Annotated in this window: 22 protein-coding genes; 6 read left to right on the plus strand and 16 right to left on the minus strand. The window is 66.9% G+C overall.

What is annotated here, in order from left to right; translation table 11 throughout:
• Positions 1-11: 11 nt before the first annotated feature.
• Positions 12-2,063: a hypothetical protein gene (locus ABCU91_RS01850; protein ID WP_413354564.1), complete on the minus strand. Its 2,052-nt coding sequence runs from the start codon at positions 2,061-2,063 to the stop codon at positions 12-14.
• A 142-nt stretch (positions 2,064-2,205) separates the two neighbouring features.
• Between ABCU91_RS01850 and ABCU91_RS01855 the strand changes: the two genes are divergently transcribed.
• Both ABCU91_RS01855 and ABCU91_RS01860 read left to right on the plus strand, forming a co-directional pair.
• Positions 2,206-2,439, plus strand: coding sequence for a hypothetical protein (locus ABCU91_RS01855; RefSeq protein ID WP_413354565.1), 234 nt, complete (start codon positions 2,206-2,208; stop codon positions 2,437-2,439).
• A 62-nt stretch (positions 2,440-2,501) separates the two neighbouring features.
• Positions 2,502-2,969 (plus strand): hypothetical protein, encoded by a 468-nt coding sequence (locus ABCU91_RS01860; protein ID WP_413354566.1) that lies wholly within the window; start codon positions 2,502-2,504, stop codon positions 2,967-2,969.
• Between the two features lie 24 nt (positions 2,970-2,993).
• Here the strand turns inward: ABCU91_RS01860 and ABCU91_RS01865 are convergent, their stop codons facing one another.
• The 4 genes from ABCU91_RS01865 to ABCU91_RS01880 form a co-directional block, all read right to left on the minus strand.
• Positions 2,994-3,203, minus strand: a complete 210-nt coding sequence (locus ABCU91_RS01865; RefSeq protein WP_413354567.1) for a hypothetical protein — start codon at positions 3,201-3,203, stop codon at positions 2,994-2,996.
• Positions 3,204-3,401: 198 nt separating this feature from the next.
• Complete coding sequence (locus tag ABCU91_RS01870) at positions 3,402-3,608, minus strand: hypothetical protein (protein WP_413354568.1); 207 nt, start codon at positions 3,606-3,608, stop codon at positions 3,402-3,404.
• A gap of 32 nt (positions 3,609-3,640) precedes the next feature.
• Positions 3,641-3,901, minus strand: a complete 261-nt coding sequence (locus tag ABCU91_RS01875) for a hypothetical protein (protein ID WP_413354569.1) — start codon at positions 3,899-3,901, stop codon at positions 3,641-3,643.
• 270 nt (positions 3,902-4,171) lie between these two features.
• Positions 4,172-4,888, minus strand: a complete 717-nt coding sequence (locus ABCU91_RS01880) for a hypothetical protein (protein WP_413354570.1) — start codon at positions 4,886-4,888, stop codon at positions 4,172-4,174.
• A gap of 651 nt (positions 4,889-5,539) precedes the next feature.
• On the opposite strand from ABCU91_RS01880, the gene ABCU91_RS01885 reads away from it, so the two are divergent.
• Complete coding sequence (locus ABCU91_RS01885) at positions 5,540-5,800, plus strand: hypothetical protein (protein WP_413354571.1); 261 nt, start codon at positions 5,540-5,542, stop codon at positions 5,798-5,800.
• Between the two features lie 686 nt (positions 5,801-6,486).
• Here the strand turns inward: ABCU91_RS01885 and ABCU91_RS01890 are convergent.
• The 4 genes from ABCU91_RS01890 to ABCU91_RS01905 all read right to left on the minus strand — a co-directional run bounded on the left by ABCU91_RS01890 (position 6,487) and on the right by ABCU91_RS01905 (position 11,573).
• On the minus strand, positions 6,487-8,397 hold the full coding sequence (locus ABCU91_RS01890; protein WP_413354572.1) for a glycoside hydrolase family 127 protein: 1,911 nt from the start codon (positions 8,395-8,397) through the stop codon (positions 6,487-6,489).
• Positions 8,398-8,399: 2 nt separating this feature from the next.
• Positions 8,400-9,293, minus strand: coding sequence for a carbohydrate ABC transporter permease (locus ABCU91_RS01895; protein WP_091357480.1), 894 nt, complete (start codon positions 9,291-9,293; stop codon positions 8,400-8,402).
• A 6-nt stretch (positions 9,294-9,299) separates the two neighbouring features.
• Entirely contained in the window at positions 9,300-10,208 is a 909-nt protein-coding gene (locus ABCU91_RS01900) for a carbohydrate ABC transporter permease (RefSeq protein WP_091357484.1), read from the minus strand.
• A gap of 63 nt (positions 10,209-10,271) precedes the next feature.
• Positions 10,272-11,573: an ABC transporter substrate-binding protein gene (locus ABCU91_RS01905; protein WP_406923201.1), complete on the minus strand. Its 1,302-nt coding sequence runs from the start codon at positions 11,571-11,573 to the stop codon at positions 10,272-10,274.
• A 184-nt stretch (positions 11,574-11,757) separates the two neighbouring features.
• On the opposite strand from ABCU91_RS01905, the gene ABCU91_RS01910 reads away from it, so the two are divergent.
• Entirely contained in the window at positions 11,758-12,756 is a 999-nt protein-coding gene (locus ABCU91_RS01910) for a LacI family DNA-binding transcriptional regulator (protein WP_406923426.1), read from the plus strand.
• Between the two features lie 6 nt (positions 12,757-12,762).
• Here the strand turns inward: ABCU91_RS01910 and ABCU91_RS01915 are convergent, their stop codons facing one another.
• From ABCU91_RS01915 to ABCU91_RS01935, 5 genes are all read right to left on the minus strand, one after another.
• A complete protein-coding gene (locus ABCU91_RS01915; protein WP_406923200.1) occupies positions 12,763-13,068 on the minus strand; it encodes a biopolymer transporter Tol in 306 nt (101 codons plus the stop codon).
• 75 nt (positions 13,069-13,143) lie between these two features.
• Positions 13,144-13,629, minus strand: a complete 486-nt coding sequence (locus ABCU91_RS01920; protein ID WP_406923199.1) for a hypothetical protein — start codon at positions 13,627-13,629, stop codon at positions 13,144-13,146.
• A gap of 94 nt (positions 13,630-13,723) precedes the next feature.
• Entirely contained in the window at positions 13,724-14,476 is a 753-nt protein-coding gene (locus ABCU91_RS01925; RefSeq protein WP_413354573.1) for a hypothetical protein, read from the minus strand.
• A gap of 62 nt (positions 14,477-14,538) precedes the next feature.
• Entirely contained in the window at positions 14,539-15,303 is a 765-nt protein-coding gene (locus tag ABCU91_RS01930) for an amidohydrolase family protein (RefSeq protein WP_413354574.1), read from the minus strand.
• 70 nt (positions 15,304-15,373) lie between these two features.
• Positions 15,374-17,218: an alpha/beta hydrolase family protein gene (locus ABCU91_RS01935; protein WP_413354575.1), complete on the minus strand. Its 1,845-nt coding sequence runs from the start codon at positions 17,216-17,218 to the stop codon at positions 15,374-15,376.
• Between the two features lie 380 nt (positions 17,219-17,598).
• Here ABCU91_RS01935 and ABCU91_RS01940 point away from each other — a divergent pair, with 380 nt between their 5' ends.
• Both ABCU91_RS01940 and ABCU91_RS01945 read left to right on the plus strand, forming a co-directional pair.
• Positions 17,599-18,111 carry a hypothetical protein gene (locus ABCU91_RS01940; protein WP_413354576.1) on the plus strand — a complete coding sequence of 171 codons (513 nt, stop codon included), beginning with the start codon at positions 17,599-17,601 and terminating at the stop codon, positions 18,109-18,111.
• A 114-nt stretch (positions 18,112-18,225) separates the two neighbouring features.
• Positions 18,226-18,978 carry an SDR family NAD(P)-dependent oxidoreductase gene (locus ABCU91_RS01945; RefSeq protein WP_413354577.1) on the plus strand — a complete coding sequence of 251 codons (753 nt, stop codon included), beginning with the start codon at positions 18,226-18,228 and terminating at the stop codon, positions 18,976-18,978.
• Between the two features lie 49 nt (positions 18,979-19,027).
• Here ABCU91_RS01945 and ABCU91_RS01950 read toward each other — a convergent pair whose 3' ends face one another.
• The gene (locus tag ABCU91_RS01950; RefSeq protein WP_413354578.1) at positions 19,028-19,372 is read right to left on the minus strand and encodes a hypothetical protein; all 345 of its coding nucleotides are present in this window, start codon (positions 19,370-19,372) and stop codon (positions 19,028-19,030) included.
• Between the two features lie 108 nt (positions 19,373-19,480).
• Positions 19,481-20,527 (minus strand): NAD(P)-dependent alcohol dehydrogenase, encoded by a 1,047-nt coding sequence (locus ABCU91_RS01955; protein ID WP_413354579.1) that lies wholly within the window; start codon positions 20,525-20,527, stop codon positions 19,481-19,483.
• Positions 20,528-20,643 lie beyond the last annotated feature (116 nt).

Consider the following 20,643-nt stretch of genomic DNA (forward strand, 5'->3'; position numbering starts at 1 on the left):
AGCCGTACGACTCAGGATGCGGCGACGGAAGCGGAATCCGCTGTCGAAGCGCGGTGGGCCCGGAGCGCGTCCAGCAGCGGAAGGTGGTCTTCACCCTGCGCTCCGGGGAAGAAGCCCGCAGCGGAGGCGGCGAGCGTGCCTCGCACGAGATTTTCCTCGTCCGGATGGCGCAGACCGAGCAGTTCGGCATACCCGCGCGCATGGGTCACGGCGCGCTCGACGCTGGTGCGGCTGACACCAGAGCTGCTTTGCAGCGGGGTGGCCGGGTGACGGAGCACAAAGACGGCGTCCCAAGTAGTTGACCCGTCGTGGCGGTGTGGGCTGGATTCGCTGTCGCCGCGCATCGGGAACACGTTGACCACCTGCAGACCACTGGCGGCGAGCGCCTCGCCGAGGGCGGCCCAGGCGCCGTCCGTCTGATGCTGGAATGTGAAGATGAGACGCCCGGCCGGCCTTAGGATCCGGGCAGCTTCCGTGAAGCAGTCCGTGAGGCCATCCTGGAAGCGCACGAGACTGTCCCCGCGGCGCGCTTTGGCTGCGAGGGACAGCGCGGACGGACCGCCGGGATCCACGATCTGGCCGGTCGCGGCCAGCCAGGGAACGAAGAAGTCCGATAGCTCGCTGTAGTCGACGTTGTCGAGGTACGGCGGGTCGGTGAGGATGATGTCCGCGCTGGCGTCAGGGATTTCAGGACGGTGTCGACTGTCCCCGGTGATGATAGTTGCTCCAGCGCCCTCAGCACGGGTAGGAACCGGAATGAACCCTTCTGCCGTCAGCTCTTTGGGGTCTCTTGCGAAGGCAATGGCGTTCGCAACCTTTCGGACCGCGTTAGGGAACGTGCCCCGACCGGTGCCGCGGAGCCACGGATTCAGTTCGACGGGGCGGGGAGCGTGGGCGTACGCGCGGAGAGAGAACAGGGGGGTGACCTGTCGCCATCCCTCGCTGTACCTGGTCAGCATGCAGTTGGAGGTGAGGTGGTTCGACAGGGCGATGGACAGCGCTGGTCGATGCTGCTCATCCACATGGGCGATCTGCTCGATAAGCCGCACGAGGTGTAGCAGCTGGCGGTCGTTGAACAGGTCGGCGTAGGTGCGGTAGTTGTAACTGACGAGCCGAGTGTCGCTGCGGTCGCGCACCGGGATGAGGCGGTCCGGCACGGCATCGCGGCGCGCATGGAGCGCAGCTCGCGCTTGTTCGTAGAGCGCAAGGTCCGCTGGCGTCGGTGCGTGGAACAGACGCTGCCGAATCGGCACGGATCGGGTGGTTTCGCGGCCGGCGGGCACTGACTCGATGGCGAACATGCGGTAGCGAGGTCGCTCCCCCGTCCGGCGGGCGTAGTCGATGAGCCTTTCCTCGTGGCCGCATCCCACGCATGTTGCCCGTCCCCGCGATAGCGGCGCGGTCGTAAGGCTGGTCGAGTGACCGCAATCACACCGGAAACGCGTAGCCTCGGCAGGCTGTGTGGTGAGCTGACCGCAGCCCGCGCAGACGACCCAACGCTGGTCGCCAGCCTTCGCGACGACGTAGCTGGGGTGCGCATCGAACTCCGTTGCACACTCCCCGCACGTGAGTTGCTGCACCCACAGGTAGTGCAGACCTTCACGCGTGGAACCGTCTGGGCCCGTCGTCGCGTACAGCGCACGTTGGTCGGCGGCACCGACGATGAGGTCGTCCAAGAGAACGGTGGGGTCCGGCGTCTGGTGTGCGCGCAACTCGAAGTCGGTCACCATGCACGCAACCGGGTCGATGTCGACGCCGACGACGTTCGCGCCGAGACGATGCGCCTCGTACAGGCTCGTGCCACCGCCGATGAATAGGTCGGCGACATCGGTGCCGCGAAGGTCCGCGTCGCCGTGAAACGCCCGCCAGAAATCGTCGTCTCGCCCGAGCGTCGCGGCGACGAGAAGCCCCCGCATTGCAGTGCCGAACCGCCGCGCGAACCACTTGTGTGCGGTGTACACGGGTCGGGGTCGGTGCGACTCCCGCTGTGCCAGCTGGCCGAGTTCGAGGATCGGAAGGGTCGCCGCATCCAGCATGCTCTCGAAGGAGCGCGATCCGGTCATGGGCGGCTCCGGGGTCATGGCGACGGTTTGGCCCATTCTGCCTGATCCAACCGTGGGCGAGTGTCCTCGCAGCGCGAGTCATACTGCGCATGCGGGACGCATGAGCCAAACGTTACACGCGGTGCCCGGACCGAGCGAGATCATGCTGATGCTGTCCTACTGGGCCAGCCGCGGCGAGCGGTGGGCGGAGGAAGCGCACGATGCCTTGGTCGCCCGCTACCCGGGCTTGGACCTCAGCCGAGACGAGAACGGGCGGGTCATTTCTCACGAGGAGTCAGCGCTGACTGCCCTCCAGCGCCTGGAGTCGGACGCGGTAGTCGCCGTCCGCGATAACTGGCATTCAACCCTGGACGAGCTGGCTTACAAGCAGGCTTGACGGTGGGCGTGCAAAATGGCACCCTCAGTGCAAGCCCGCTTTTTAGCCACCTTGGAGTCAGCATGATCCCGATCACAGTCCACGTTCGCGAGAGTCGCGTTGAAGAGTTCTACGTACGGTTCGCGGAGTTCATTACCAACGTCCCCGATGCCGCTGATCCCGCCCGGACAGCATCTGGAACGGTGCCCGCCTGGGCGGTCTCTGAATCTGCCGAAGCCACGGCGAAGAAGTTCATGAACGAAGTATCCCTGCCCGGCCTCATCGTGCTCCGCTACCTCTGCGACGCCGCACGGGAGGAGACTGCGTATTTCCGTCCGCAGGAACTGGCCGACGTGATGCAGCACCCGAAGGGTGCCTCTAGCATCGCCGGCCTGCTCGGCGGTGTGGGAAAGGCGATTCGCCGCGCGGACCTCCCGATGTACCGGACACCGAACGGCGGCCAATGGCACTACGTCTGGGGCTGGGACGGCGAGCGGTACTCGATGACACCCGAAGTAGCGCGCCTGCTCCGGGCAGCGGCTCCCCGCTGAAAGCTCTGAGCTCCCTATGAGGGGCTAGAGGTCAGCAGCGTCGTCAGGGTGCTCGATGATCCAGCGCTCTGCCTGCAAGGTGACCTGAGCGTTCACGAACGATGCGAGCGCGTCAGCCTCGGCGGGGAGACCGTGGGCTCGCGTGTCGAAGTCAGGGGCACGGAACTGCACGATGAGCCGCGGCGACAGCGGGAACCACACCATCCGCGCCAGCGCGAGCCACCCTGGATCCACGTGGCGGCAGCACCCGCGAGCACGGCAGTAGCCAGCAGGGCGAGCAGAACGACGCGCAGCCGAGTCGGCTTCTGCACTGCACTATCTGATCTCAGGGTGACTCCAGTCGTTCACGACGTAAAGAGGCGTTCATCGACGGCTGAGGCGTTCATCGACGGCTCGGATCGAACGAATGAACCTACCGCCCCGCCCTGAAGGTCATTCTGCCCCCGTCTCTTCTTCGGCGGCCGCGAGCGCTTCGTCGGTTCGCATGTTGACGACGGCACGCCTGACCCAGATGAGCGCCCCGACAGCGGCCAAGGACGCGGCGACGGCAGGAATCCACCATCCGAGCGTGAAGAGGATGGATGCGGCGCCTGCGAGCGGGAGGAACACTGCGACCTGGATGAGGATCGGCTTGTTCATGCTCGAAGAATACGAACCCGAGCGGGCCTCGCCTAGCCCATGCTTGGCTGCTCAGTGATCCGTAGCAGCGGGAGCAACTCCTCTGCTGGCGGGTCGGCGGCGACGCCGTACTCGGTGCGGATCGCCCGCACGTCTTCAAGCCGGAGGTCGCCTGCGTGGTCTATCGCGTAAGCAGAGAGCGCTGCGTCCAATACGCTCCGGCGGTCCATCACCCCTTGGAGACGCAGCCGCACGGCGGTCCATTGCTGGTGCAGCTTCTCCTCCACCTCGTCGGGTTCGCCCTCTTCAAACATCAGAGCTGACGCCCCTTTCGAGCTTCCGCTGTCCGCTGCGAGTGCACGCACAGCATCACCCGCCCCGCAGGGCGGTCATGCCCCGGCGATACCTGGGAGGTCGTCAGCGCTCGATGGTCGCGGCGCCTCTGGAATCTGCTAGGCGGTGCCGCACGCGCCGCACCGATACGCACCGTCCGCGAAGCGCATGACGGTGCCGCACCTGTCGCAGTGGGGCTCGGTCGCGTACTCGAAAGCGTCATCCATCGTCGTCACCTTCATTCGAGCGGCTCAGGTTCCCGGTCGCTCCCGCAGAACATCATGGATTCGCGTGGTTCCCGAGAGCCAGCCGGTGAGTTCCGGGTTGATGCTGTCAATCAGTCTGGCCATGTCCTTCATACGGCTGCGGAAGTTCACGCTGAGCACAGGCTCTGCGTGTGCGACTCGGTTGCGCAGCGCGTGCAGGCGTTCGACCCTGCCGGCGTGCACTCGGTAGTCGTCACCGGGGCGGCCTCGAAACGAGTCTTTCAGAGCTTCGTCCCAGAGAATCTGGCGTCGGACGAAAGTGTCGTCACTCTCGTCCGAGCAGGGCATCAGCTTCGCGTACGTGCCAAAGGTCAGCTGCGCCACCACGTCGTCGTGGGTGATTTCTGCAGTCTTCCTCGGATGGTCCGGGGCGCGTTTGGCGCGGGCCTTCCCTGCGTTGCTCCGAGCAGGTGGGAGGGCTCCGCTGATCAGTGAGTTCAACGGCGCGGCCGCTGAACTCGTCCACTCTGCCGGGTAGTCCCCGCGAGTCACATTCCAGTTCTTCAACGCGGCGTCGATGGCGTTTCGAAGAATCACCTCAGTGACGCTGAGCGTCTCAAAGACGGCCGCGGAGATGCGGGCATTCCAGAGGTACAGGTCGAGTGCGCGCTTGAGATCCCCGTCCGCGGCAGCCGCGTAGGTGCTCATCCGAGACACGTGCAGGTGCTCGGCTACAGTCGTTACCGTGGCGGCTTGCGGCATGGATCCATCCTGACGTAAACTTTCCGCAATACGAGGACAAGGTCCCTCGTTTCTATACATGAATCGACCCTCCGATGCTTGCATCGGGGGGCTTTTCTTTGCCTGACGAGGTCACGCCGGAGGCTTGCTTCTCGGCGCCATGGCGTCGCACCAGCACGCGCCGTTAGCGAAGCGCATGGCGGCGCCACAGCCACCGCGGTGGGATAGGGGCGTACTCGAAGGCGACGCTATCCGTCGCCTTAGGCCGGAGCCGTCCGAGCGTTCATGAGCTCTCAACAGGTGTCACGGCGTTGGCCCAGACCCAGCAGCGAAGCACCCGTTCACCGGCCGTGAACTCGATGCCGCAGGCGACGTCATTCCAGACGACAACCTTCGCTTCGACGAGTATCGCCGTCGGCCCGAACCACACCCACGCAACGCATCGCTTCGGTTGCGGGTCGCGCGTGACGGGCAGGACCGAGTCCTGTCGTTCATTCGGGGTGGGGGACTGCAGCGGCCGTTCGCGACGCGCTCGAGGATTCGCGCATCCATCAGGCGGTCGAAGTGGCGAGCGTAGCGACGATTGGTGCCCATCGCTCGCCCCCTTCCTGGCCACGCGTCGCTCCCCACGGGCACCTTGAGATTAGAACATGCGTTCGATAGTTTCCACGCATGCTCGCTCCACTCGACTCGACCGAAGTGACGATCTGGATGACGGACGACAGCCCGTCACGGATGCTCTTCGCGGGCCGCCGGTGGCGAGTGACCGACACCCCGACCAGGCTCCGCGCCTCCGTGTGGAGCTCGAACGCGGGCGGCGGCCAAAGTCTGTACGGCTGGCGATTCCAAGGCACCGACGACGCCGGCGAGAGCCTCGTCTTCGACGTCTATCCAGACCGCGACGGATGGCACGTCCACCACGCGTACGCCTGACCAGAGGGCGGGCGTAGCCGTGACCGTCGAGGCATACCCGCCTCGATTCTGCAGCACTAGAGACAGCCGGTCGGCGTGAGCACCGACCGGCTCGTCGTTGTTCTGGGGCTCCTCGCGCGTCGGCATGGCACGGATCTCAACGCTGGGTCGGCCCAGAGGTCCCGGGTGAAATCGAGTCGTCACCCCACGCCAGCGAATATGTGGCGCCAACATACACCTCACGCGAGATGTAAGTCCGCGCCACGCACCCCGGGCGAGGTCGTCCAGAGCGGCGCACCTGCAAGATGCTCCCTCCGCACGACCCCGATACCGGCGTGTGCGTGTCGTCACCAGCTCTCCAACGAAGTCGCCCGACGCAGAAGCAGAACTCCGCTTCGCTGCGGGTCGCGCTGCTTCTGCGCAACCGCTAGAGATGACGATCCGAACCCCCGGGCGCACTCGCCGTGCCGGGCAGGCGCCCTGAGCACTGGCAGCGGTGTGACGGCGGTGGGAGACCGCTCGCAGGGAGGCGCCCGGCCGACCTAAATATCTCTCACCAGGCATTTTCCCGCCGTGTTTGTCTGAAGTAGCTTTAGAACGTCTCGCTGTTGTCGCTCCGCAGAACCGCGTGTTTCCCAGTCCTGTCTAGGTCAGAAAGCGTGGTGGGTGGTCTGGTTTAGCTCTGGAAATGACATTCTCGCGCGGGATCACCGCGGGATCCATACGCGCATCGTCGACGGCCCGCGGTTTCCCCACTCTCGATAGGGAATGAGGCGCACTCGCGTCTCTTCGGCCACCGGATCGACCGCGTCGCCATATGGCCATGAGGCTTCCTCGGACGCGCGAACGCCGACTCGGAGCAGGATCTCGCCGCCCCGCACATCCAGTTCCGGGTCGCCGACGATGACGGCTCGATCCACGTCGGCACCGAGGTCGATCGACTCGAGGGCGTAGACCACCGGACCCCGTTCGACCGCGATGGACCCCCGGACGGCGTCGATGAGCGGGTGGGGATGAGTCACACGAGGCGCCATGGGCAGCGTCAGGACGACCTCTTCACCGACGGCGAAGGAACGCCGCACGCTGACAGTCCCGGGCTCGGCGGTTCGAGTGCCATCCGCATCGGAGGTCGTCGCCCCGACCGCCCACGCCGGCACACGCAGAGTTAGCGACCACGGCCCGCCCGTCGATTCCGTGATCACGAGGCGGATGTCGCCTGCGTCCGGGTAGGACGTCTCGACGCGCACGCCGACCGTCACCCCGGGCCGGAGTGTCGTGCGGATCTCGGAACCGGCGTACTGGTGCACCTGGATACCGTCTTCGTCCGCCGTGGCCAGGTAGGCGGCGAGGGCGGCGAACGTCCGCGCGACATTGGGCGGGCAGCAGGACACATCGAACCACGGCGCACGGAGCGACGATGATGCCCTCGGGGACGTCGACTCCGGATCGGCGGGCTCGCCCGGCACACGCTGGTGGAGAGTGTTGGCGTAGAAGAACGACGTGCCGTCCTGTCCCACCGCCGTCGCCACGACGTTGTAGAGGGTGCGCTCGATGAGGTCCGCGTGTTCCGGAGACCCGTCTGACAGCAACAGTCTCCACGAGAGCATCACCGATGAGACCCCGGCGCATGTTTCCGAGTAAGCACGGTCAGAGGGCAGCTCCCAGTCCTGCCCGAAGGCCTCGTCCTGATGGTGAGATCCTTGACCGCCCGTGAGGTACGTACGGCGGGCGATGGCGTGTGAGGTCTGACGCCGGACGGCATCCAACAGCTCGGCATCCCCTCGTTCGACAGCGACGTCGACGGCACCGGCGGCGAGATAGTTGGCTCGCACAGCGTGGCCGCGAAGAGAGTCGGCCTCGCGTACCGGAACGTCGTCCTGGAAGTAGACCCTGCCCCATTCGATGTCGGCGAGCGTGCCGTGGCCGCGACGCTCGACGAACAGGGCCGCCTGATCGATGTATCCGGGCTCGTCCAATGCTCTGCCGAGCTCGGCCAGGCCGGTCTCGATCTCCGCGTGCCCGCACACGCGCTCGATGCCCCCCTCACCGAAGGTGCGGCAGACGAGGTCGGCGGCACGACGAGCGACACCGATGAGCCCGTCGTCTGCGTCGGGCCGTGTGCGGTGACGGGCGACCGCCGCTTGGAAGAGGTGACCGAGGCAGTACAGCTCGTGGCCCCACTCGAGGTCGGACCAGCGCGGAGCTTGGCGGGGGCGACCGAACATGGTGTTGACGTACCCGTCCGGCTCCTGGGCGGCGGCGACTCGTGCGACGACGGCGCGGAAGTCCTCCTCGGATCGCTCGTCGGGCTCGCGGCCGAGCTCCCACGCGAGCGCCTCCAAGTACTTGAAGACCTCGGAGTCGGAGAACTCTCGACCGCGGCGTCCGTCGGGAAGGTCACCCGCAGCGGCCAGGTCGAAGTTTCCGAGCCATCCTTCGGACTCGAGCCGTGCCCGGATGTGGGGGATGGTCGCTGTGGCGTTGCGCCTCTGGCGCTCGGCCCAAAAGCCGTCGGTCAGCCGGACCTCGCCGAGGCCGAGCGGACGGAATCGGCCTGTCGAGGGATCGGCCGGCGCAATGGGGCGGGAAACGGCGGTGTCGACGATCGGAGTGGTCATGGTCATCCCTTGAAAGCGCCGGACATGAAGCCGCGGACGTAATGACGTTGAAGGATCAGGAAGAGAAGGATGCAGGGCAGCGCCAGCACGACGACCCCCGCCTCCGTCGCGCCGTAGTCGACGACGCCCTGGACCTGGCCCCGCAGGTTGGCGACGGCGAGAGGCAGCGTCATCCGCGCGGAGTCGTTGATGAGAATGAGCGGGGCGAAGAAGTCGTTCCACGCGGTGAGGAAGGCGAACAGCCCGACGGTGATCAATCCCGGCTTGACGGCGGGGATCAGCACGCGCCACAGCGCGCTGAATGCAGAGCACCCGTCGACCATGGCGGCCTCGTCGAATTCCTTGGGCACCGATTCGAACGACACCCGCATCATGAACATCGAGAACGGCAACTGGAACATGGTGATCACCAGGGCCACCCCGACGAGCGAGTTCTGCAGGCCGACGGCGTTCAGCAGGACGTAGAGCGGGATCAACAGCGTCGCGTACGGCACCATCAAGATCGCGAGGACCAGGAGGAACAGCACGTTCTTGCCCGGGAAATCGAATCGGGCGAACGCGTATCCGCCGGTCAGTGACAGCAGCAGCGTCAGCGCCACCGTCAAGATCGATACGAACAGGGAGTTGCCGAGGTAGACCCAGATCCCCGCCTGATAGTCGGCGAGTGCGAGATAGTTGCCGAAGCCCCAGCCCTCCGTCTGGCTCGTACCCGCGCGGGGGCCCACCGATGACACCGCCGTCCAGATGAGCGGGTACAAGAAGATGATGGCGAGGGCTGTCGTGAAGACGGCATAGGGGATGCCGAGGACGAGGCGCTGTGCGCGGGAGCGACGCCGTCGCGGCGAGTCGGGGGTCGACCCCGGGGCTACGAGGGTGCGCGTTGCGGTCATGGTCATCGGAGATCAGCTCTCGTCGGGGCGGCGGAAGGCACGCAGCTGGAAGAAGTTGATGACGATCAGAGCGAGCAGCACGAGCACTGAGAGCGCTCCGGCCACTCCGAGGTTGTTCTGCCCTTGGAACGCGACGCTGTAGATGAGCTGCACGATCGTGACCGTGCTGTTGTCGGGCCCGCCCTTGGTCAGGATGTAGAACTGCTCGAACGCGAGCAGGGAACCGGTCACGCACATGACGGTGGTGAGCGCGAAGGTCGGCCGCAGAAGCGGCACGGTGATGTCGCGGAAGGTCTGCCAGCGCGAGGCACCGTCGATCCGCGCGGCCTCGTACACCTCGTCGGGGATTCCCTGCAGGCCCACCAGCATGAGCAGCATGTAGAAGCCCGCGTACCGCCACACGATGAGGAAGACCGTCGACCAGAGCGCACCCTCGGGCGTACCCAGGAACGTGATGCCCCAGGCATCCATCAGATCGGCGAAGGGCCCAGCGAGAGGCGAGTACAGGACGTAGAAGAGCAGCGACGCGGACGCGAGGCCCAGGGCGGAAGGGACGAGGAAGGCCGTGCGGAGCAGCCCCTTCCAGCGCGTGCTCTCCTGCACGAGCAGGGCGAGTCCGAGACCGAGACCGATCAGCAGGACCGTCGTGATGACGGTGTAGAGCAGCGTGAACCGGATCGAATCCCAGAACAACCGGTGATCGACGGCATCGACGTAGTTCTCGGGGAGGTTCAGCCCGCGGTTGCCACCCAGGAGCGGCCAATCCGAACCCGACATCTGAAGGACGAGCAACAGCGGGATGACGAACAGGAAGACGACGAACAGCGCCGTGGGAGCAGCGAAGCCCCAGCCCTGTGCCGGCCCGCCGAGGGGGCGACGCGCCCGCCGGCGGGCGGGAGCGGGAGGTGCGGTGACGACCATGTCGACCTTTCGTGAAGGGGATGCCGGCGGGGGCCGCGCGGTCGGCGCGGCCCCCGCCGAGGATCACTGCTGCAGGATGGCGGTGATCTCTTCGTTGTCGGCGTCGACCGTGTCCCCATCGCCGAGGACGGCGTTGCGGACGAGGGTCAGCCACGGGCTGCCCGGGGCATTGAAGGCCTGCTGGAAGTTCAGCGCGACGGGGGTGTCGCCCTGACCCGCGACCTCGTTGATGGTCACCAGTCGCGGGTCCGCCTCGGAGTACTCGTTCGATGCGAAGTCCGCTCGCGAGACGACGTCCTTGTTCTTGGCGAGGACACCGACCTGAGCGTCCTCGGACATCAGCCAGTTGAGGAAGTTCCACGCCTGGGGCGACTGCTTCGAGTCCTTCGAGATGCCGATGCCGTCACCGCCGACGAAGGTCGAGGCGCCGCCGTCGGGACCGGCGATACCCGCCACACCCGCGTCGAAGGGTGTGGAGGACAGAAGCGTGGCGGGGTAGTACATGAGCCCGACCTTGCCTTCGGTGAATCCCGCCGTCCAGGTCGGCCCGGCCTCATCCTGCGAACTCGGCAGAACGGCGCCCGAGTCCCACAGGTCCTTCCAGGTCGAGTACACCTCCTTGGCGGTGTCGCTGGCGAGCAACGACTCCATGCCATCGTCACTCAGCACCTCCTCGCCATCGGCCCAGACCGTGGGGAACCACGTGAAGACGAGGCATCCGCCGCAGTTCAGTCCGGTAGCCGTGCCGTAGACGTCGGGCTTGTCGAGGGCCTGGATCGCCTTGGCCGCCTCGGCGAACTCTTCGAGGTTCGCCGGCGCCTTCTCCGGGTCGAGTCCGGCCTCCTCGAACAGTTCCTTGTTCCAGAACAGCATGGAGAGGTCGAGGACGAACGGGAGCACGTGCTCCTTGTCGTCGACCGTGCCGGCACTCAGGTGCCCCTTGTTGATCTCATCCTTGAAGTCGAGGCCGTCGATCTGTGCGCTGATGTCTTGGAACAGACCCTGCTCGACCCAGTTCGGAACGTAGACGATGTCGGCAGCGAAGAGGTCCGGGAGCCCGTTCGAACCGGCAGCGGCCCCCACCTTGGCGACGTAGTCGTCGTTGGGCACGACCGTCAGCTCGACCTGGTTCTCATGCGTGTCGTTGTAGGCCTCGACGAGGAGCTTCGCCTGCTTCTCGAGCGGTGCGCGCGTCCACAGGGTGAGAGTGGAGCCGTCGTCCACGCCTTCGGCGGGGATGTCGGCAGGCGCCGCCCCCGTCGTGTTCCCGCCACCTGCGCAGGCGGCCAGCGAGCCGGCCAGGAGGCCGGCAGTGATCAATGCAGTGAAAGTCCGCCGTCGGGACCGGCGAGGGATGGTGGTCATTGCGAGTCCTCTTACTCTCCGTCGAGTGAGCGTGTGGGTGATCACACGGCCCTGGTGCTGCGGATGTCGAAACTATCGAAACCCATTTCGGGACACTAGCGCCGGTTGTTCGGTAGGGTCAATAATGAATCCCGAAATCTTTTCGAAAGGTTGGTCCGTGTCGCTCGACGAAGCCGGCCCTCGCATGGCCACTCTGGGCGATGTCGCTCGCGCCGCGGGAGTGTCGCTCGCCACCGCGTCGAAGGCGATCAACAACCGCAGTGACGTGGCGGCGAGCACGCGACGGCGGGTACTCAAGGCGGCGGACGAGCTCGCCTTCACACCGAATCCGATGGCCAAGGGGCTCTTCGCGGGCCGAACCGGCACCGTGGGGCTGCTGACGAGCGACCTCGACGGACGCTTCATGCTCCCGATCCTCATGGGCGCCGAGGACGCCTTCGGGGCTGGGCAGGTGAATGTCTTCCTGTGCGATGCCCGCGGAGATGCCATCCGCGAGCAGCATCACCTTCGCGCCCTCCTGAGCAGACGAGTCGACGGGATCATCGTGGTCGGCCGTCAGACCGACCCGCGCCCCTCGCTCGGTCAAGAGATCCCCGTCCCGGTCGTCTACGCATATGCGCCCTCCGACGACGATCGCGACCTGTCCCTCACCCCCGACAACCGTGCCGGCGGCCGCTTGGCGATCGAGCACCTGCTCGCGTGCGGGCGCACACGGATCGCGCACGTCTCCGGCGACCCCACCTACGCAGCCGCTCGCGAGCGGCTCGAAGGCGCACGCACCGCTCTCGCGGACGCGGGACTCGATTTCGTCGGCGATCCCCTCTCCGGCGATTGGTCCGAGCACTGGGGAAGGGATGCCGCGAGCACCCTTCTCACTCGACACCCCGACATCGACGCCATCTTCGCCGCATCCGATCAGATCGCGCGTGGTGTGCTCGATACGGCGCGCGACTTCGGCAGAACAGTCCCCGACGACCTCGCCGTCATCGGCTACGACAACTGGGAGCTCCTGGCCACCAACTCCCGCCCCGAGCTCACCAGCATCGACGCCAACCTGCAGCAACTCGGGAGGCGCGCAGCACAGCACGTCTTCGAGGCGATCGACGGCTCCACGCGAGAGTCCGGCATCCGGAACCTGCCGGTGCGGTTGGTGATCCGAGGGTCGACGGTCGCGCGGCGGTAGCCCCCCTCAGCCCTCGAGTTCCTCCAGCTCTCGGAGCGCCTGCCTCGCACGGCGCAGGCGCTCGACCTCAGGCTCGTCCCACCAGTACGGACCCCGCTCGCCGAGACCGTGCTTGGCGAGGTCGACCCGCCGGCGAGCCTCGGAGGTGGCGTCCGGATCACCTTTCGCGCGGCGCACACCCGACCGGCCGCGCCCGAGATGAGAGGTCAACGCCGACACGAGGTCCGCGGGCAAAGACGGATCGGTGCGCCGCCACCGGCGACCGTTGATGATGAGCCAGCGATCGTCGTCGGAGACTGAGTCATTCGCCATTGGCATTCCTCTCTGTCACACCCTGGAGGGCGCGAATCAGGCGTTTGAGCAACTCGGCATCCTCCGTATCTGCGGTCAGCGGGAGACCGTCGCCGGTGCGATGACGCGGGCCGCAGGGCGTTCCGCAGCGTCCACCTCATCGACGACGCCCGCATCCTCATAGGCGGCGAACAAGTCGGGAGACCCCCACGCGGTCTTCGACGCGGTTCCATCCGCCCACAGCACGATGACGTCCTTCGGCCCGAGCCAGACGGTGCTGATCTCGATCCTCCGCCCGTCCGTCAACACGAACCGGGTGGATTGAGTCTGCCCACCGGCCAGGTCGTCCAGGTCGGACCGGGAGACTTCGGTCACCGGCATGCCGGCATACGCGCGCACCCATTCGCTGAGGATGTCGGGATCATCGATCGTCAACCGCTCGATCGGATCCGGCACGTCCGCCCACGGGTACTCGTAGTACTCGACGTAGGCGACGTCGTTCGCTGCGATCCCGAGGGATCTCTCCGCGGCGGCGGGTGCGCATCCGACGAGAAGAGTCACGCCGACCGCAGTCAGGATCACCCCCACACCCCCCGACGCTCCCATGGGAGTCGAAGCTATCGGTGACGCCGCAGCGACACCACCCGCCGAGGCAGCAGGGCCGCGGACCGCACCGTCACGACGTGGTGCGGAAGACGAATTCCCGCAGGCGCGGGTCCGCCGGATCACCGTCATGATGCCCCTTCGCCACCGGAAGCCAGCCGAACGGCGCCTCACCCCCGAGCAGACTCGGCACTCCCGCCATCGGAAGGTTCTCGGCGATCCCCACGCTGTCCAGCACGGGGAGGTCGGCCAACGGCGAGACGTCAACGATGTCCCCGCCGACGAGGAGGGCGGAGTTCTCGATGTGGATGCTGCGCAGCGCCCGGCATCCGGACAGCGCAGCGACATCTCGGCACCGCAGTGCCAGGAGCAGCATCGACTCCAGCCTCTTCGACGGGGTCCGCCATCGGAAGGCGGCGGTCTGCCGCTTACCCTGCAGCTTCAGATGCGTGAGGGCTGAGCACCCGTCCCCGGCAGTGATGACATCTCCGCTGACACGGCCGAGGACGAGGCTTTCCAGCCGGGAGAGGCTGACCCACCCATCCGCGGCGAAGTCGGAGGACTCCGAATGGATGCGGGTCGCCCAGCGGAGGTCCTCGGTCGGTACCGGACGTGCCTGATTCGTCCTGACGATCAACGATCGAACGCTCGTCTCCTCGAGGGCCGCCAGCGACGGGGCAGCGATCCTGCCGCGCAATTCGACGAAGCGGAGCGCGGGCACGTCCGCGATCCACCGCAGAGAGGATGCCGCGTCCACGGACTCATGGTCGAGCACGATGCCCTCGTACCCCTCACCAACCAGTCGGCGGGTGTCGTCGGGCGTCACCCTTCCTGTGATCCTGGCCATCCGCGCGAACGTCTCGCGCTCATCGACGAAGCTCACGCCCGTCACACGCGCCGGGGCCGCTTCAGGTATAACGACGCAGCGTTGCCCCAGAACACAGCCTCGGCCTGCTCGGCGCCGACCGTCCCGGCGATAAGGTCGAAATCTTCGACGGTGAACGGGCGCCGCGCGCGGGTCGACGGAAGGTCCGTGCCCACCATGAGAGCGGCAGGGTCGACATCCATGATCGCGCGCATCGCGGCGACCGGGTCGAGGTCGACGCGGCCGAACCCGGTCGCCTTCACCTTCGCACCCTGCGCCACCAGGTCGAGGAGGACCGGCAACCCGTCCTCGTGCAGCCCGAGGTGGTCGATGACAACGGCGGGCAGAATTTCCACCGTCCGGCGAACTGCCGGCAGTTCGCGTGCATCGATGTACAGCTCGGTATGCCAGCCTGCGACCTCGTGCACCCGGGTCGCTAGGGCCTCGAGTTCCTGCAGCCCCGCTGATCCCCCGCGCCGGACATTGAAGCGGACGGCGCGGACACCCGCGGCATCCAACTCGCGGATTCGCTCGTCGGGGGTGTCGGCAGGGATCTGCGTCACGCCGACGAAGCCCGGCCCGAGCTGAGTGAGGGCGTCGATCAGGTAGCCCTGGTCGAACGCCTGGAACGACCCCGAGACGACGGCGCCGCCCTGGATGGGGAGATCTGAGACCACGGATCGGTAATCGTCGGCCGTGAAGGCCGAGGGCAGGAATCCGTCGTTGGCTATGAGCGGATGCGCGGGGTCGACGATGTGGAAGTGGGCGTCGAAGGTCCGGGGAAGCATCGCTCCATTGTCCGCTCCACCACCCCGAATCGGTGCTCGGGACAGCCAAGCCGTCCCGAGCACCGGTTCGTCAACTCATCACGAGCGAGTTGGTGACGCTGATGACGGTCACGACCGCCGCATTGAGGAACCCGGCGATGTACGGGTTGTTCGTCTCGCGGTAGATCTTGCGGCTGATGACCGCGGCGACGGCCAGGATGACGACCACCGGGAACAGCCAGATGCTGAAGATGCCGCCGAAGCCGTCGATCGTCTCACCGGTGATGAAGAACGTCGTGTACTGCGCGACGACCAGCACGATCGGTCCGAGCGAGTTGAACAGCGCCAGGAGGGCGGTGTTCACCCATTCGCGTCCGCGCAGGGTGAAGCGGTTGAACGAGTTGATCGCCACCGAATTCGCGACGAAGTAGACGAGGAACAGCGGCAGGACGATCAGGGAGTACCCGATCATTTCGGGGTTGAAGGCCTTGACGGCGAGCACCCAGAACCGGAAGTCGGTCTTGAAGAAGTAGTCCAAGACGAACACGACGCCGAAGGCCGCGACGGTCGTCGTCAGCGCCAGCGCCACGCCGAGGCCGAAACGCCGCCAGCCCGGGAGGACGCCGACGGCCCGGAGGTCCTGGCCGCTGCGGCGCCCGAACAACAGGTACGAGACGACCATGATGACCAGGCCGGCGACACCGTTGATCGCGGCCCAGATGCCGATGAACCACGGCACACCGGGGGCGATCAGGTTCACCGAACCGAACGCGATCGCACCGGCCCACTCGGCCTGGCTGAGCAGCACGTAGCTGACGATCGAGAAGACGGCCGTGACCACGAGCCCGCCCCAGAACCAGACCAGCCCACGGCGTGTGTTCGCCACCGCCGCGACCGGCTCCGAGACGCGCAGGCCGGCGAAGGCTCGGGTCGTCAGCAGAGCGCGCGTGAAGGCGACGAGGAAGATGCCGAAGCCGATCAGACCGAACGTCGTCAGGACTTCCTTGAGCTGCCAGGTCTGGTCTCCTGCCGGCAGCGGGTTCGGTGCGCCGAGCGACTCGTCGAAGAAGTCGACCAGGTGCCCGACAGCCGTGCTCGAGATCGTCGACCACGGGTGCGTCTGCGGCAGCGACCAGACGACGCGCATCGCTTGGGCGCCGTCGACGTCCTGGGTGTAGACCTGCCCGGCCTCACGCACGTCCGTCGCCTCGGACGGGTCCTGCCCGAAATGGAGGAACGACTGAGCGTTAGGGGTGGAGAGGTACTCACGCGGCGGGGTCAGCGCGTTGCCCTCGGCGTCGTAGCTGCGGAAGAAGAACTCGTCGTACTGCGCCTGGATCACACCGGTGTCGCGACCGCCGTAGATGTTCGTGAACGCGCCCGCGTCGTCGACGTAGACGGGGTCGTTGTCGACGAGCAGGACCGAGGCGATGAGCGGCGTCTCTGCTTCGTTGTCGAGGGCGACCGAGAAGTTCGCCGCACGCGCGCCGTTCGAGTGCCCGGTCACGCCGATCCGGCTCGGGTCGACGTAGGGCAGAGCGGCGATCAGTTTCACGGCGTCGTACATGCCGGTGCCACCGACGGCCTCCTGGCCGGCGGGCAGCGGGTCGGAGTTGCCGTGCCCGTACATGTCGATCGACATCACGACGTAGCCGCGACGGGCGAGCTCGACGTAGTTGGCGTCCTGCATCTCACGGTTGTTCCACCAGCCGTGGCTGACGACGATCGCCGGGCGCGGATCCTCCGCCGAGACCGCGGCCGGCTTGAACAGCAGGGCGCTCATCTGGCGACCCGAGGCCGCCTCCCAGCGCATGTCCTCGACGGCGACACTGCCGCCGACGGTTTGCACGAGCGAGGCACCGATGCTGGAGACCAGCATCAGCACGAGGGAGATGGCCAGCCAGAAGCTGTTGCGGCGGAAGATCCGTGGCCTCATCGAAAAGGTGCTCCTTCACACGCGGGCCCCACGTCGGGCCCGACATCAGCGGCGGGCTCATCCCCGACACGCGACCGCCAATCTATGGAGATTCCTATGAAGGGCGGCCCGGAATGCACAACTGTGCAGAACCTTCGTCGACGGGTGACCGGGCCCTGGCTGATTTTGCAAGCACGCCGAACAAAAGTGCAGGAGGGCTTCGCGCCGCGTCGGCCGGGGACGGCGTCGCAAGGATGCCGACCGCACGCCCGACATCTATAAGGACGCGCCTGCGCCCACATCGCCGCACGAGAGGTAACGTCGCCTGCGCACGAGAATGGTGAGCAGGGAAGCCTGGTCGGCAGCGGTCACTCAACCGGTCCCTTCGACGAAAGCCAGTGATGGAACACCCCGTATTGACCCTCGGCGACACCGACACCGCCGTCGCCCGCGGGATCTCCGCCCACCAGAGCGCTCGCCATCCCCTCGACAGCGAGGATGCGGGACGCCCGCGCGCAGTCGTCGCCTTCGCCGATCTGCGCGACTGCTCCCGCGCGACGGGAAAGGATCGCCTCCGCGGACTCGCTACCCTCGCCGCTGCCGAGACGAAGCGGCATGTCGGCGTGCGACACGTCGTGTTCGCGGTCACCCTTGCCCCGCGACATGCGCTGGCGTTCGACCGGGTCGCCTCCGCGCTCGGCGCGCGTGTCCACGCGGAGCTGGAACGGGACAACGCTCGGGACGTCGAGATCACGTTCCTGGACGTCAGCGAGTGCGGGGACGTCCCGGCGCTGACGGAGCGCCTGCTCGACCGTTGCGAAGACCCCGTCGGCCAGCACGGAGTCGTGGTCCTCGACTGGGATGACATCCGCGACCACTCGATCCGGCGGGCCGCGCGGGACCAGTACCTCTGACGCCACATTTGCGCGTCGGGCAGGAATGCCACACGGCGGCATCCGTTGTATTCAGGTGCATGGCATCGGCCGCGAGAGTCACGGCGCCAGGCCCTGCGAGAAGAGGGAAATGCAATGGCACGGTTCGACGGCAAGGCGGCTCTGGTCACCGGCGGCGGCAGCGGCATCGGGGCGGAGATCGCCCGCAAGCTCGCCGCCGAGGGCGCATCGGTGGTCGTCACCGACATCAAGCTGGAGGCGGCCGAGTCCGTCGTGACGCAGATCACGGATGCCGGGGGCACCGCATCCGCGTTCGCTCAGAACACGGCGAAATGGCAGGACTCCGAGGCGGCCGTCCGCCACGCGCAGGACACCTACGGCGCCCTGCACCTCGCGGTCAACAACGCCGGGATCGGCGCCGCGCCGCAGAACATCGGCGACTACGACATCGAGGCGTGGGACCGGGTGCGCGCCGTCGACCTCGACGGCGTCTTCTACGGGCTGCGGTTCCAGCTGCCCGCGATGGTGGCCGCCGGCGGCGGTGCGGTCGTAAACATGGCCTCCGTGCTCGGCTCGGTGGGCATCGCGCAGAACGCGGCGTACGTTGCGAGCAAGCACGCCCTCGTCGGCCTCACGAAGGTGGCCGCCCTTGAATACACCGCCCAGGGCGTTCGCACGAACGCGGTCGGTCCCGGCTTCATCGACACCCCGCTCGTGCGCGCGAGTCTCTCGAGCGATGCACTGTCGGCTCTCGAGAAGGAGCATGCGGCGGGACGGCTCGGAACGGATGCCGAGGTCGCAGCGCTCACGCTGTTCCTCCTGAGCGACGACGCCTCATTCATCTCAGGCAGCTACCACCTGGTCGACGGCGGCTACTCCGCCCACTGACGCCCCATCGCCACCGCGGACGTCGTCCGCCGAGCAGCGCTCGCAGCCGTTAGGCCGTGGGCGCTGCCTCGATGTGGGCGACCGAGCGCACCTCGAGGTACCCGCACAACTCGGCGGCGGTTCCGAGCTCCGCGACGAGCGCCGCAGTCTCCTCCGCCGAGAGGGCGACCTCGTCGAGCTGCGGTTCGAACACGACGCGCCAGCGCGCGTCGCCTCCCATCGGAGGCCGGACGTAGACGGTCGTCGATGCATTCCGCAGCGGCACCACGACGAGCCCGCCGTCATCCCCCCAGGAGTCGTCCTGGATGACGACCTTGATGAGGTCGCCGTCTCCACGCGCGGCAGTGAACTCATCCAGCCAGAGCTGCAAGGTGGCACGACTGCGGTACGGCATGTCTACGTCTTCTCTGCGCGCGACCGGCCGGACGACCCGGCGGAACGATGTCGCGCTCTGTCGCGAGGGTAACACCCCCGGATGACACCGTCCCGCCGGTTTCTGCACTCAGTCCCGCAGCGTTTCGATGTCGATGACGAAGCGGTAGCGGACGTCGGAGCGCAGCACGCGCTCGTAGGCCTCGTTGATCTCGTCCGCGGCGATCAATTCGGTCTCGGGGGCGATGCCGTGCTCGGCGCAGAAGTCGAGCATCTCCTGCGTCTCGGCGATCGACCCGATGTTCGAGCCGGCGAACGAGCGGCGGTTGCCGAAGAGGGCGAACACCCGCAGCGACAGCGGTTCGGAGGGGGCGCCGACGTTGACCATCGTGCCGTCAAGGCGCAGCAGACGCAGGTAGGACTCGAGCTTCAGCGGGGCGCTGACCGTGTTGATGATGAGGTCGAACGTGTTGGCGAGGGCCGTGAACGTCGAGGCGTCGCTCGTGGCGTAGTAGTGCGTCGCGCCGAACCGCTTGCCGTCCTCCTGCTTCGACAGGCTCTGCGACAGCACCGTGACCTCGGCGCCCATGGCGACGGCGATCTTGACGGCGAGGTGTCCGAGCCCGCCCATGCCGACGACGGCGACCTTCGAGCCGGGGCCGACCTTCCAGTGCGCGAGCGGCGAGTACGTCGTGATGCCTGCGCACAGCAGCGGCGCGACGGACTCGTACGGAAGCGCCTCGGGGATGCGCAGGACGAAGTCCTGGTCGACGACGACGTGCGTCGAATAGCCGCCCTGGGTGATCGTGCCGTCGCGGTCGACGGATCCGTAGGTCTGCGTGTTGCCGTTCAGGCAGTAGTTCTCCATGCCGGCGAGGCAGTTCTCGCATTCGCGGCACGAGTTGACCATGCACCCGACGCCGACCCGGTCGCCGACGGCGAAACCGGTGACCTCGGAGCCGACCTCGACGACCTCGCCGGCGATCTCATGACCGACGACCTGCGGATAGGTCACCGGACCCCAGTCGCCGCGGACGAGGTGGATGTCGGAGTGGCAGATCCCGGCGTAGCGAATCGCGATGAGGACGTCGCGGGATCCGGTCTCACGGCGTTCGATCGTCGTGCGCACGAGCGGTTCGGTCGCGGACGGCGCAGCGTAAGCGGCGACAGTAGGCATGGGGTCTCCTTGCAGATCGATGGACGGATGCCTCGGGTCGGGGCATCCCCCACGCGAAACGCTACGCGCGCTCGCTGATGAGTATCGTCGGAGTGGACCGCGCACAGAAGCCCGGA

This window comes from Microbacterium phoenicis (assembly GCF_047302325.1).
GTDB lineage: Bacteria > Actinomycetota > Actinomycetes > Actinomycetales > Microbacteriaceae > Microbacterium.